Origin of the sequence: Neolewinella persica DSM 23188 (assembly GCF_000373105.1) — a bacterium.
Taxonomy (GTDB): domain Bacteria; phylum Bacteroidota; class Bacteroidia; order Chitinophagales; family Saprospiraceae; genus Neolewinella; species Neolewinella persica.
Genome location: NZ_KB890431.1, coordinates 15,370 through 29,104 on the forward strand (window position 1 = coordinate 15,370; position 13,735 = coordinate 29,104).

General features: G+C 52.3%; 8 protein-coding genes. 4 read left to right on the forward strand and 4 right to left on the reverse strand.

The window, feature by feature from the left end:
* Nucleotides 1-92: 92 nt before the first annotated feature.
* A complete protein-coding gene (locus B036_RS0112585; RefSeq protein WP_020569073.1) occupies nucleotides 93-5,633 on the reverse strand; it encodes a CHRD domain-containing protein in 5,541 nt (1,846 codons plus the stop codon).
* Between the two features lie 269 nt (nucleotides 5,634-5,902).
* Between B036_RS0112585 and B036_RS29175 the strand changes: the two genes are divergently transcribed.
* Nucleotides 5,903-6,166 (forward strand): YkoF family thiamine/hydroxymethylpyrimidine-binding protein, encoded by a 264-nt coding sequence (locus B036_RS29175; RefSeq protein WP_020569074.1) that lies wholly within the window; start codon nucleotides 5,903-5,905, stop codon nucleotides 6,164-6,166.
* A gap of 279 nt (nucleotides 6,167-6,445) precedes the next feature.
* On the opposite strand, the gene B036_RS0112595 is transcribed toward B036_RS29175, so the two are convergent.
* Entirely contained in the window at nucleotides 6,446-7,777 is a 1,332-nt protein-coding gene (locus B036_RS0112595) for an ABC transporter permease (RefSeq protein ID WP_044102621.1), read from the reverse strand.
* Between the two features lie 249 nt (nucleotides 7,778-8,026).
* Nucleotides 8,027-8,965: an ABC transporter ATP-binding protein gene (locus tag B036_RS0112600; RefSeq protein ID WP_020569076.1), complete on the reverse strand. Its 939-nt coding sequence runs from the start codon at nucleotides 8,963-8,965 to the stop codon at nucleotides 8,027-8,029.
* A 135-nt stretch (nucleotides 8,966-9,100) separates the two neighbouring features.
* On the opposite strand from B036_RS0112600, the gene B036_RS0112605 reads away from it, so the two are divergent.
* The gene (locus B036_RS0112605; protein ID WP_020569077.1) at nucleotides 9,101-10,066 is read left to right on the forward strand and encodes a diacylglycerol/lipid kinase family protein; all 966 of its coding nucleotides are present in this window, start codon (nucleotides 9,101-9,103) and stop codon (nucleotides 10,064-10,066) included.
* A 285-nt stretch (nucleotides 10,067-10,351) separates the two neighbouring features.
* Here B036_RS0112605 and B036_RS0112610 read toward each other — a convergent pair whose 3' ends face one another.
* Nucleotides 10,352-11,758: a sulfatase-like hydrolase/transferase gene (locus B036_RS0112610; RefSeq protein WP_020569078.1), complete on the reverse strand. Its 1,407-nt coding sequence runs from the start codon at nucleotides 11,756-11,758 to the stop codon at nucleotides 10,352-10,354.
* A gap of 308 nt (nucleotides 11,759-12,066) precedes the next feature.
* On the opposite strand from B036_RS0112610, the gene B036_RS29180 reads away from it, so the two are divergent.
* Both B036_RS29180 and B036_RS0112620 read left to right on the forward strand, forming a co-directional pair.
* Nucleotides 12,067-12,939 carry a hypothetical protein gene (locus B036_RS29180; RefSeq protein ID WP_020569079.1) on the forward strand — a complete coding sequence of 291 codons (873 nt, stop codon included), beginning with the start codon at nucleotides 12,067-12,069 and terminating at the stop codon, nucleotides 12,937-12,939.
* 68 nt (nucleotides 12,940-13,007) lie between these two features.
* A complete protein-coding gene (locus B036_RS0112620) occupies nucleotides 13,008-13,667 on the forward strand; it encodes a hypothetical protein (protein ID WP_157472142.1) in 660 nt (219 codons plus the stop codon).
* Nucleotides 13,668-13,735: the final 68 nt, after the last annotated feature.

Below are 13,735 nucleotides of genomic sequence, written 5' to 3' on the forward strand. Positions count from 1 at the left end.
TGCGGCACCATGAAAAATGCCCTCGCTTCCGAAGAAACGAGGGCAAGGTTTAATTCAAATCCGAAGTCATACAGGACCGCTAATATAGACAATTAGCGCTTGATGACCCGGATTACGGATGCGCCTGCGTCATTGGTAAGGCGCAGTAAGTAGGCACCAGCCGTTAATTGACCCGTTGGCAGGTCAATCCGGCCGTCGGCCAATTGAAGCTGGCGGGAAATGATTAGCCGTCCGTTGATGTCGAAAATTTGCAGTTCCGTCCGCTCGCTGCGGACGCCACTTACTTCGAGCGTCAACTGTTCGGAAAATGGATTTGGGAATACGGCAATCTGATCGGCAGCAGGTTGTGATGTACTTGTCGACAGTTGGTTCGGAGCACACAGTGTTGGCGCGCCGAGGGCGTACGTCGGTACAACGAGGTTCGGAATCCGCTGGAGGGAAGCAGCACTGTTGGGGAATCCGGGGTTAGTACCCATCGTCCAGATACCAAGATCTTCTGCCATAGTTTCTCCCATCCGGTTACTTTCTCCCCAGGCAACGTAGGCCAGTAAATGACGGGCCGAAGTGTAATCCTGGTTGAAAAGAAGGGCCAGCTCGTCTCCACTGGCGTCAATGTAGTCGGAGAAGTCAAGGGTAACCCGATCATTCGGCTTGAGGAAGTAAGATCCACATTCAATGTCAAGGGTACTAATGAGAACAACTTCCTCATTACTGGCCAGGAACAGGCTACTTACGTTTACGGGAGCTTCGCTGATATTTTCCAGCTCGACCATCCCGCGACGGTCAACCTCATTGATGGCAATCAGCCCGCCAGTACATTCGTCACCGGTCAGGCGAGTAACGACTATCGGATTGGATAATTCAAAACAACCGCTTAGGCCGGTGAAGGCCAGGCCAGTGCTGTCTCCTCTCAAAGAGCCATTGTGGCTCACCGCGTAGAGGGTACAGGCACCGCCTCCGGCACCGTCGAAATCGAACGGCTGGTCAGCTGGGGTTCCCAGAATAATGCCTTGATCACTCACTACGATGTAAGTGAAGTCGGTACCAACAGTATCCGTAAGCGTAACGGTGAATGGGTCAGGAATGCTGTCTCCTGCGCAAATCGTCATTTCTGTACCGCCTTCTGTCAGGGTCAGTATGCCACCGTCTACACCGCAAGCAAGTTCTTCACAGTCATCACCAGTCAGGCGGGTAACCACCACTGGATTAGAAAGGTCGAAACAGCCCTCCAGGTTAGCGAAGAGAGCGTCTTGCACGGCTCCGCTGAGGGTGCCGTCGTGGCTGACTGCGTAAAGCGTACAAGCACCGCCACCCGCGCCATCAAAGTCGAAGGGCTGGTCGGCGGGCGTACCAAGAATGACGCCCTGGTCAGATACAACCAGGTAAGTGAATTCAGCGCCTACTGTATCGTTGAGGACAACGTTGAACGGATCTGGCGTTCCATCTCCGGCACATATTCTCATGGTCGTTCCTCCGTCTATGAGGCTAAGGATACCTCCCTCGACGTCACATCCTTCGCAATCATTACCAGTATTTCTGGTAACCACCACCGGATTAGAAAGATCGAAACAACCGGAGAGATCAGCGAACGCTGCACCCTGCTCAGCACCGGCTAGAGTGCCGTCATGACTTACGGCATACAGGGTACAGGCTCCACCACCGGCTCCATCAAAGTCGAAGGGTTGGTTGGCAGGTGCACCGAGAATAACACCGGCGTCGCTGACCACCAGGTAAGTAAATTCTGCGCCAAAGGTATCAGCGAGTATTACGTTGAAGGGATCAGCAACTCCATCATTGGCACAAATCGTCATGGCGGTTGTGCTGTCAGTAAGCGTCAGGGTACCGCCTTCCACATTGCAGGAAATATTGTCACAATCATCGCCCGTGAGTCGGGTGACGACTACGGGGTTGGATAGGTCAAAGCAGCCGGTTAGGTCGGCAAAAGCGTTGCCGGTAACTGCTCCGGTTAGTGTACTGTCGTGACTCACGGCGTAAAGTGTACATGCGCCGCCGCCTGCTCCATCAAAGTCGAAGGGTTGGTTGGCGGGAACGCCAAGGATCATTCCTTCCGCACTAACTACAATGTAGGTGAATTCAGCGCCGGAGGTATCCGTCAGGATTACGCCAAAGGGATCGGCCATGCCATCTCCCGCACAAATGGTGTCCGTAGTACTACCATCAATCAGGGTCAGCATTCCGCCTTCTACATCACAACCTTCACAATCGTTACCGACGTTGCGGGTTACGACAACTGGGTTGGACAGGGCAAAACAGCCGTCCAGATCGGCAAAGGCTTCTCCAGCCATGGCTCCGGTCAGCGAACCGTCATGGCTAACGGCATAAAGTGTACAGGCACCGCCACCTGCCCCATCAAAATCAAAGGGCTGGTCGGCTGGAACCCCGAGAATAATTCCGGCGTCACTAACTACGAGGTAGGTAAATGAATCTGAACTGACGGTGTCAGTCAACACGACATTAAAAGGATCCGCCACGCCATCACCGGCACAAATGGTGAATTCAGTTCCGCCGTCCGCGAGGGCCAGCGTACCGCCTTCCACAGTACAGGGAGGATCGGTGATCATCAGGACAATCGTTCGGGAGCCACCGGGGGTAGCAACGCTGCCATCTGAACCGACGACACGGTAACGCAACGGAACAGAGATGCCCACCATGGCGCCGTTGGCAATGAGGGTGTCGTATACTGCATCAATCGTCGCATTAGACAAGGTGTCTGTTCCGACTTTGCTGCAAGCGATAATGCTGGCAAATTCAGTGTCTTCTGGCGAAGTTATTTCGATGGTATACACAAGTAGGTCACCATCTGGATCCGAGGAGGCATTGAATATACCGTCCTCAAGATCATTACCTCCTTCAAAGACCTGTACAATAGCTCCGTCGGCCGGGGTGATGATTTCCGGAGCCGTAGGGAAAGCATTGTCGTCCCGTAGGATCTGACCACGAATTTCGCCGCTGGGGCTTCCCGTAGTATGGATGTTGACGTATAGACCACCGCTGAGTAGAGCATTCTGTCCATTTTCATCCACCATGAAAGTATTTGCCGCTGGCAGGTATTCACCTCCTCGCAGGTCATCGGCGATATCGACGGTCAATGGGAAGGCGATTCCTCCGGTACTGGCTGCGTCCCCAAAATGGATATGTGATCCTCCTGCAACGGAGGCATCGAAATCAGTACTTAGCTCATCGATGCTGCCCAGGCCGGTCAATTTACCTCCGCACCAGTCGAACAGGAAGAAACCCTGACCAGTTGATTTTACAGCGTTGGGATTGGCATTGATACCGGCCATATTGGTTCCAAAGTAACCTTTTGCCAGGTGCATTACCTGGCCCCTTACTTCACCGGAGTTGAAGTCCTCCGAATGCACGTTCACGTAGTATTCACGACCATATAGCTCAGTAAGCTGTTCTTCGGTGAGTTCGAACTGATTGTTTTCCGGTAACCAAACGCCTCCGAGTAAATTGTCGTCGAGGGTTATGTTGAGGCCAAAGACAATTCCTCCGGACTGGCCAGGCAGGCCGATATGAATATGGCTGCCTCCGGCAATCATGGTGTTGACTGGTGCCAGCAGGTCATTTACACTACCGCTAACGGTTAGAGTATTCCCCGCCAGATTAAGGACCAGCCGGCCATTGCCGGGGGTGTTTACTGAAACCGGGCGTTCCTGATGACCACTTGGGTTGGCGTAGAATTGGCTTACGCTCATGTCTGTAAGTTGACCACGTATTTCTCCGCTTAGTACTGCCGAAGAGTGAACATTTACGTAGAACATGTCACCCGCCAGGGCAGCAAGCTGATCGTCATCGAGGGTAAACACATTGTCGTCAGCACTGAAAGTAGCCCCATCCATGTCATCATTGATGTTCATACTGAGCGGGAAAGCTACGCCTCCGTTACGACCGGCAATGCCGATGTGGAGATGCGCCCCGCCAGCAATCTGGGTAGCGATGGTACCCATCAGGCCACTAAAGCTTCCGGAAACAGTGATTTCGTTGCCGTCGCGCTCCACAATGACTGCTCCTCCGGCAGTAGTTACTACCGCCGGTACTTCGTTTACGCCAAGTAGATAAGCAACTTTATAGGCATCAGCTCCGGAGGGCACCAGCTGGCCACGGAGTTCTCCGCCGCCGAAGTCGAGCGTATGAATGTTTACGTAAAGCCCTCGCTGGCGAAGAATGTCGATCTGCTCGTCAGTTAGTTCAAATTGGTTGTCTTCTGCTGGGAAAGTACCGCCCCGAAGATCATCATCAAGCGTACTGGTGAGTAAGAACGCAATACCTCCGTTGGAGCCAGCCATACCCAGGTGAATGTGAGCACCTCCAGCTACATTGGGGTCGAAATCAGACGTAAGTCCTGAAAATGAACCGCTAACCGTAAGTATGCGGCCGGTCAATGTTGCGGTCATCATACCCGAACCCGTTGAGGTAACTGGACAGGGGGCCTCGTTGAGACCACTAAGGTTGGCCTGGAAGGCGAAATCATCACAATCATCTCCCGTGTTGCGGGTTACGGTGATGGGGTTGGATAAGGCGAAGCAACCAGTAAGGTTCTCCAGCTGATCGCCAGCGGCGATCCCGCCAAAGTTATCAGCAGAAGTAAGTGCATAAATGTTGCAGGCACCACCGCCTGCACCTTCAAGGTCGAACGGTTGATTGTCAGCTAAGCCAAGAACAGTCCCCATGCCATCGGTGATGACGTAAGTGAAATTTGCACCTGAGGTGTCGGTCAGTGTAACGTTAAAGGCGTCAGAGACTCCGTCTCCGGCACAAGTAGTTAGTTCAGTACCGCCGCCATCTGCCAGGGCGAGTACTCCCCTGCCAACGGTATTTCGGACAACGGTGATCGGATTGGAAAGACTGAAACAGCCGTCGAAATCATCAGCATTGTTGCCTACAGCTAAACCTTCGAGGCCTTCGTCGTAGGACAAGTACCAGATCAGGCAGGTACCAGCGCCAGCGGCGCTGAGGTCGAACGGTCCATCCCCTTCCGGGATAGCAAGTATTTCACCCTCATCATTTGTAATGAGGTAGGTCATGAAGTCCCCTTCTGGATCACCCGTAAGTGAAACGGCTACCGGATCGGCTACGCCGTCAATAATACAGCGTTCGGTGGAGGTGCCACCGCCGTCGGTTAACGCCAACTCTCCGGCTTCAGCGAAGCAGAAGATGTCACAACCTTCGCCTTCCTGGCGGTTGATGATCAACGGATTTGAAAAGCTGATGCAATCATCTGAGGTAATGGTACAGATGTTTTCACCAAGCACAAAGTTGGAGAGGTTGCCAGTATAGGCTATACTGGTAATGGCAATTGGGCCGGCGGGATAATCTCGCAGGTCAAAAGGAGGATTACCGTCCAGTATTTCCAGGATAAAACCAGCGGGGGTGGTAACAAAGTAGCGGCTGGTGCCACCGGAGAAACCCGTGCGTATGATTTCAGTCAGGCCTTCGTCGCCGTCATCAAGGCAAACACGGACAATCGTGGAACCTTCAGGAGTTGTCAACATGCCGCCATCCGTTAGGAAACAGAGGTTGCCCTGGGCACCGAGCGGAAGAAAGAAGAGGGTTAGTAACGCGAATAAGAGCGTTTTTAAGGAGATGGGGTAGTGCTTTTCGTACATATTAATTAGAGTTGATAAAAGAGAGTAAGCCTCTTGCCAGGTGTTGGCGAGAGGAAATAGTGTATTGTTAGGTACGTAGAAAGGGAAGCTGGCGGTTTTGTATCCCGCCTGAAACTATAAGCTAAAATAAGGGTTTTGTGTTCGCTAGTCAATAGACTTTCCGAATATTATCGGGAGAAGCTTATTTTTTATGGAATAATGTGTGGACTTTTTGTGTAGTGGTTCATCGTCCTAAACGACCCTTAACTTCGCGTATATATTTATTCACTATGACCTCCGCCGAACTATCACTCTATCCACTTACACCCGATTATGAGCCCATTATCATCGATTTTATTCGACTATTACGACAGCAGCCACGCGTGAAGGTGGCAACCAACGGTCTGTCGACCCAGCTTACCGGGAGCTATGCAGACGTGATGGCTGCGCTCACCGCTGCCATGCAACCGACCATAGAAGGCCCGGTCACCTGCTCGTTTGTGATCAAGGTGCTTAATGTGGGCGTGGAGCCGGGCGAGGAGGTGGAGGTTTAGCACAACGCACAACGAAAACGAGGGGTTCCGCTTGATCCTTCGGATCGTCGGTCACCCCTCGCTACGAGAGACGGCCCTCCGGGCCTGAACGGGGAATACTTGGCTCCTTTATTACTTCCTCTGCACCTGCGTCCGCGCCTTATTAGTAAGTACAGGGGAGTAGGTAATGGGCAGTGCTGCCGTATGCGGATGCTCGCTGCACTCGTCGGGAGCAGTAACCTGCAACAACTGCAACCACTGCAACCGGAGCGAAGCGACCTTGCGCCAGCGCGCAGCGCCTCAATACTTGGAAAACACCCACCCCATCATATCCTTCAACGTACTCTTCTTACCGTAGCTCAGGATACCGACGCGGTAAATGCGCCCGGCAAGCCAAACCATAAAGGCGGCAAAGGCGATGGTAATCAGCAGGCTGCCAACGATTTGCCAGGCCGGCGGCCCAAACGGTAATCGGGCGGGCATTACGATCGGTGCAAATAAGGGCATGAAGCTGGACCCGACGGCCAAGCTGGAATTTGGCGCCTGCAGCGCCGCCATCATGATATAGAAACCAAGGATTACGGGCAGGATGACGACGAGCGTAAGGCTCTGTCCTTCTCCCATATCGTCGCCCATGGCTGAACCGATGGCGGCAAACATGGCGGCGTACATGAAGTAGCCAGCCAGGAAGTAGATCAGGAAACAGGGGATGATGACCCACCAGTTCATCTCGTCGAGCCCGGAAATAGCACGTTCGATCATACTCTGCATCTCGTCCGGATCGATCTGGGAAGCAGCACTGCCCGCCTGCATCTGCTGGGTGGCTTCGGGGTCAAAACCAAAAATAAGGGAAACGAGGAAAAGTACACCGGGAATCAAGATCATCCAGGCAACTACCTGCGTAAGGCCAACAGCTCCGACACCTACGATTTTTCCCAACAATAGGGTAGTGGGACGAACCGAGGAAATAACTACTTCCACAATCCGGTTCATCTTTTCTTCCATAACGGAGCGCATTACCATCATGCCGTAAATGAAGATGGATAGATACATCATGAAGCCCATAATGCTGCCGAGTCCGGCTCCAATAATACCAGCCATACTGGTGTCGTCGTCTTCTCCTTCTGCCACGGTAACTTTGCGGGCTTTGATGTCAACGTCTGTTTCGAGTGCCGCAATGGCCCTCTCGTCCAACTCCAGCGCCCTGGTTTTATACTTGCGCATGGCCTTCTCAACCCGCCGACTGATGGCTAATTCGGTGTCCAGGGCCAGTGGCTCGTCACTGAAGTACTCAACACGGAAGTCTTTAGCTCGCGGATTTCTCACGGAGGGAACCACGAGGATAGCGTTGTAGCTGGTGTCATCGGCCATATTAGCCTTCAACGTTTCCAGTGGATCCTGGCGGAATTTGAAATAGATGTTCTTACTGTCTGGTAAGACATTGTTGAATATGCCATCCTCGTCAACCACAGCAATACGCTGCTGCTCGTCGTTGCCATAGGTGAAAATGAACTGAACCACCACGATGAAAACGGCCATGCCCAACGGCATTAGCAACGTTGCCAGAATGAAGGACTTACGACGGACGCGGGTTAGATATTCGCGTTGTATAACAAGCCAGAGATTCGTCATAGTGAGTTGTTGATTTGGTGAGTCACCGAGGTGCTACCACATATGGCAGGCGTGACAAGTGTTATTAATTAATAGGATAATAAATAGTGGGCGCGGACGCAGGATGCAACGGGAGTTCGATGGAGCATAAAATGTAGGTTGTTACGCAAACGATGGATGATTGGCCGTGGTAATCGGTAGAAGGTGAGCAAGCGGAGCGCCGTGAATGTTTAGTGCAGCAGCAACTCAGTGACTCACCAACTCTCCAGGTTACTCACTGGTATCGAAAGGATTGGTATTAGTAGGGTCAAGTTGGGTGACCTGCTTAATGAACACCTCGTTGAGGCTGGGTAATAGTTCCTGGAAGCCGACAATGTGTACGTCGTTATCCAGCAACAGGCGGAGCAGGTCATTGGCTTTTTGTCCGTCTTTGAGCTGAATGTCGACGCCTGCAGGCGTCGGATTCAGTAACTCGTAGCGTTCGCCCAGTTTAGCCGGGAGTTCACCCTCAAACTCCAGGTGGTACTTGTCGTCCTGGAAGCGCCGGCGAATATCCGCCACTTTACCTTCCAGGATCTTAGCACCGTTGTTGATCAGCACGATGTATTCGCAGAGCTCCTCTACCTGTTCCATCCGGTGGGTACTGAAGATGATGCCGGTTCCTGCGGCATGAAGCCGAAGAATTTCTTTCCGCATCCGGGTAGCATTCACGGGGTCAAGACCACTGAAAGGCTCGTCCAGGATCAATAATTTGGGGTCGTGGATAACGGTGGCGATGAACTGCACCTGCTGCTGCATCCCCTTACTGAGTTCCTCCACTTTTCTGTCCCACTGGTTGTCAAGACCAAACTTTTCCAGCCAGTCTTTAGCACGCGTTGTTGCATCAGCTTTGCTGAGGCCCTTCAGCCGGGCGAGGTAGAGTAGGTGTTCGCCGACGTACATTTTCTTATACAGGCCCCGTTCTTCGGGTAGGTAACCGATCTGGGTCGGGTGGTAGCCGCTGAGCGGCTCTCCATTAAAATAGATCTTACCGCTGTCAGGTGCAGTAATGGTGGTGATCATCCGGATCAGGCTGGTTTTACCTGCCCCGTTCGGTCCCAGGAGACCCAGGATCGCGTCAGGCGGCATGGCGAAGCTGACGTCATCGACAGCCACTTTTTCACCGTAAACTTTACGGACAGTATCAACGGAGATGATGGGGGCGGACATAGGAAGGCAGATTATCGGGGTGTCAAGTTATCGGGGTGTCAAGTTGTCGAGCTTATCGAACAATTCCTGATTTCAGACCGCAACTTACAACCGGAAAGCTGCATCCTGCAACTTGCAGCCTTCGGAAACGACTAAATGCTGCTTAAACACGACCTTTGGCGGGTGACTACGGATAAAACAAGCTGGCATTTCATCATCAACCCTGGCGCCAGACGTGGAAAGGCGGCGGAACGTTGGAAAAAAATAATGCCAAAATTGCGTGCAGCGCTACCCGAAATGACGGTAGCTCAAAGCAATGCAGGCAATAGCCTGGCGCTCTTAGCTGAAACGGCGGTGCGAGAAGGGCACACCAGGCTGGTTGGCGTAGGCGGAGACGGGACTCACCACCACATCATCAACGGCATCGTAGCCGCCGGGAAATTGGATAGGGTAATCTACGTGCCGCTGCCGCTGGGCACGGGTAATGATTGGGTTCGAACACTGAAAACACCCCGAAACATCGACCGCTGGCTGGAGATGCTCCACCAGGAAAAAACGATGCTTCATGCCGTAGGCAAACTCCGCTTTACCCCTCAAGACGGCCAACCCGCAGACGGGCTTTCCCTAACCGCTTTCTTCCTCAACGTCGCCGGGATGGCCTACGACGCTGAAGTAGTCCGCCGCAGCGAAAAGGCCCGGTTCAGGCACCGGCTGATCTACCCTTTCCTGACGTTACTCTATCTCCGGGATTTTACCGCCCCATACGTCCGAATCGATTACGACGGGGTTTCCTTTACCGGCCCCGTCCATACCATTAATTTTGGTATCGGCCGCTACAGCGGTGGGGGTATGCGACTGGTTCCGCACGCCGATCCTGAACGGGAGACGCTTGCACTGACCTTTGCCCGCCGCCTGTCGACCCTGAAAATCCTCCTCGAATCCTGGCGGTTCTACGCCGGAAGTATCGACCAGGTTAAGGACGTGACAACGGCTCACGTCAAGACCGTCACCGTTATGCCGGTAACCGGCACTGCAGAACTGGAGGCCGACGGGGAATGGTTGGGGGTGGCACCGGTGGAGGTTAGTTTGTTGGGGGATCGGTTGCGGGTTGTTGTGGTCTAGGCGTAGGGTGTTCCGATTACTGGGATTGAAGCACGCCGCTTTTAAAGCTCACCCGACCCCCTATCCGACAGGTCTCGCCTCAGGCTCGATGGAGAGGGGCTTGTTTAAAACGCGATGCGTTTTGCGAATAAAATCCGTTGCGTAGGTGTATCTTCAGACGCCCCGCCCAGGTAATGAATAGAGAATTGGCTAGGCATGGGAGTGCTTGCTACCCTCGTTAAATTCTCGATTCAGGAGGCTCGATTCTTGATTGGCGACCGCAAGTTCATGCTTGCTACGCTCGTTTTAGCGTGCCGGCCGCAGCGCCCTGGCCCGTTCCCGCACCCATTGCTCCTGGTCTTTACGGCAGTTTTCAATGTGTGGGTCCACCCAGCCGGGTGGGATATTTTCTGCATCCCAGGTGCGGTAGGCAGCCTCAAGTTGGGCCACCAGCTCCGGGTTGCTGTTGGCAATGTCTTGCCGTTCCCCGGGATCTGTGGCCAGGTTGAAAAGCATGGTTTTTTCCTTACTGGCGTTTTTGTAGAGCTTGTAGTCGCCCTTGCGGACGGCAAATTCGTAGCCCCCGACGGAGCGCCAGAAAAGCTGTTCATGGGGTGGTGCTTCGTTTTGCCCTGAGAGGAAGGGTAGGAGGTCTTTGCCGTCCAACTGTTTCATGGCACCTGCGTCCGCGCCTGCTGCTGCTACGGCGGTTGGGTATATGTCGAGAGACGTGATCATATGGTCATACCGCTGATCCCGGGCAATGGCCGCTGGCCAGTTGATGAAGAAGGGAACCTTGATACCGCCTTCGAAAAGCATGCCCTTGAAACCCCGGTTTGGCCGGTTGTCGGCCCACTGCCCACGGCCACCGTTGTCACTAAGAAAAACGATCATGGTGTTCTCCCTGATCCCTTTGGCAACCAAGGTGGAATCGATGCGCCCTACGCCAGCATCAATGGCGTTGACCATTGCTGCGTAGATGCTGCGGCCGCTGTATTCTATGTGTTTAGTTTGCTTCAGGTACTTGCCCGTAGCCTGGTCTGGAGAATGTGGTGCATTGTAGGCAAGGTAAATAAAGAAGGGCTTCTCGTCTTTAGTCATGATGACATCTATGGCCTCTTGCGTAAAGTCGTCGGTGAGGTAGGTGAGTTCTTCCGGAGGGACGGGGACGCTGTTACGAACGACCGTCCGAAGTGGTCCCTTGGGTGTCCCCCAATAGTTCATTGCGCCGCCGGGAAAGCCGAACCAGTGATCGAATCCCTGAGCCGGCGGGTGTAAGGCCGGATGGTCGCCCACGTGCCATTTTCCAATGGCGCTGGTCCTGTAGCCCTGTTCTTTCAAGGCTTCTGACAACATGATTTCAGAGAGCGGAGTACCAACCGATTCATCATTGACCGTATCGTAAGGCATATTGCAGTCGTGGCCGAAGCGTGCCTGGTAGCGCCCGGTAAGTAAGCCAGCCCGCGACGGGCTGCAGTAAGGATGAGAAACGTAACCGTTGGTAAAAATCACCCCTTCGCGGGCCAGTCGGTCAAGGTTCGGCGTGGGGATGTCGGTAGCTCCATTGAAACCCGTATCGGCCCAGCCCTGGTCGTCGGTCAATACAACGATGATGTTGGGCGGTGGTGGCTTTGTGGCAGCTTCCGAGCCTTGTGGCCCGGAGCACGCACTGAACCAACAGAGGAGTAGGAGGAGAAATAGAGGTTTCATCATCGGAACATTCTTGAAGTACGGAAGGTAAGGGAACGGACCTCGATTTGTCCGGTGATTAACCAATAGGACAAGCATTCGGACATCAGGTGTAATGATTAGCAGGCGCGGCCGCAGGAGCAAGGAAGAGTTGATGGAGCCGGTGCCGAAATCGCTGGTTCCGTTGAGTAAGCAGCAGCCCTGGAATTAAGTTAAATGTAAAAAAAATACACCTTAGCTTTTATTTTAAACTAAGTAGGTGTATCTTTGACTTGTTATTACTTAGTTTAATTATTAAGCTAATATTTTTTCACCTATAAATTAACCTCCCTATGGGCTACGGAAAATGGTCTTCCACCGATTACGCCGCTTACCGCCGCAGCTATGCCGGCAAGAGCCGCGACGACATCTTCACCTCTAACAAGCACCGCCGTATTGATCCTAAGATGGATCCGTTCCGTCTTGGCATTCGGGAAAGCAGAGACTCGCCGGAACACCCCAACAGCCTGGCGATTGGTCTTTTCCTGGACGTTACCGGTTCGATGGGCCATATCCCGCACGACCTCGTGGCAAACCAACTAGGTTCGATGATGGATACCTTAACCAGCCACGGCGTCCAGAGCCCGCAACTCATGTTTTCAGCCGTTGGCGATCACCGCTGCGATAAAGCTCCCCTGCAAGTCGGCCAATTCGAATCCAGTACACAGCTGGTCAATGATGGTCTAAGCCGCCTCTTCCTGGAGGGTGGGGGAGGCGACGCGCCCGAAAGTTACCTGATGGCCTGGCACGCTGCTGCCCGCCACACCAGCATCGACTGCTGGGAGAAGCGGCAACAAAAAGGTTTCCTCTTTACTGTAGGAGACGATACCAGTCATGCTCAATTCGAAGCCAACTTTCAAAGTACCATTTTTGGCTACGATCAGGCAAAAACGGTGACGGACCGTGAACTACTGATCGAAGCAAGTGAGCGGTACCACGTCTTCCACATCCACGTGGGCAAAAACCAGCAACAGACGGCCAATGCGCGCGTCGCCAACTACTGGGAACCCTTGCTGGGCAAGCATTTCATCACTTTGCCAGACTATAAGCAGCTCGGTCTGCTGGTCGCCATGGTCGTTGCCATCATGACGGGCAGTCTGGCTGCGGACGTGATGCGCGGGCAGCAGCCTGGGTTACAGCGGGCGGTTACTGATGCACTGATATAACTTACACAAATCAATAATATTCAAGAGTTCTCTTAGTGAAACTCTCACCTAATAGTACCGAGATGATTATGGAGCCTACACCAGGAGTTGCGGAAAATTTCCTACTTGTTAAGATTGGAAAGTTGAGTCACCTTCAAGCATTAGTTGATAAAGGCGAACTTTACATGAACCCTATGGGCTACTTTAGACAAGTCGAAGAAGATCGTCAGAGACGTGATTCGTCAGAAGGTATAGATCAAATTGCTCAACTAACTTCCTTACGGATTAAGATAGGAGATAAAGAAATAAATTTCGGAGAATTAGGTAATTTTAATGGCCAAGTTCGAAGAGATGGAGAAAAAAAGGGGAATGTCTACTGCATGTTTGCTCTGGCATCAGAAATGATACATCCTGAGAACAAAGTAGACTCAAGACTTACTGAATTTGGAGACCATTTTGTTTTAATACGTAATACACCAGAATTTTTCTCTAGAGTTGATGCTGCATTTGGTAAGCTCGGGAGAGCTTATGAAGGCAATATTGTCAAGTATTACGATGAGAAAGGATATAGCGGAGAGCTTGATGTTTTTTGTAAACCAGATAGCTTTAAACATCAAAACGAATTTCGCTTTTTTACTGGTTCAACAGATGATCAAGCCTTCACTTTGAATATTGGTAGTATTAGAGATATTGCTACTATAATGGAAGTTGAAAATCTGACAATTATGACTGCGGAACCTGTTGAATAGTAATTTTGAAAACCATGCACTATTTGTCTGTCTGGTTAATTCTGGCACTTAAGTGAAAAACGTGGCAG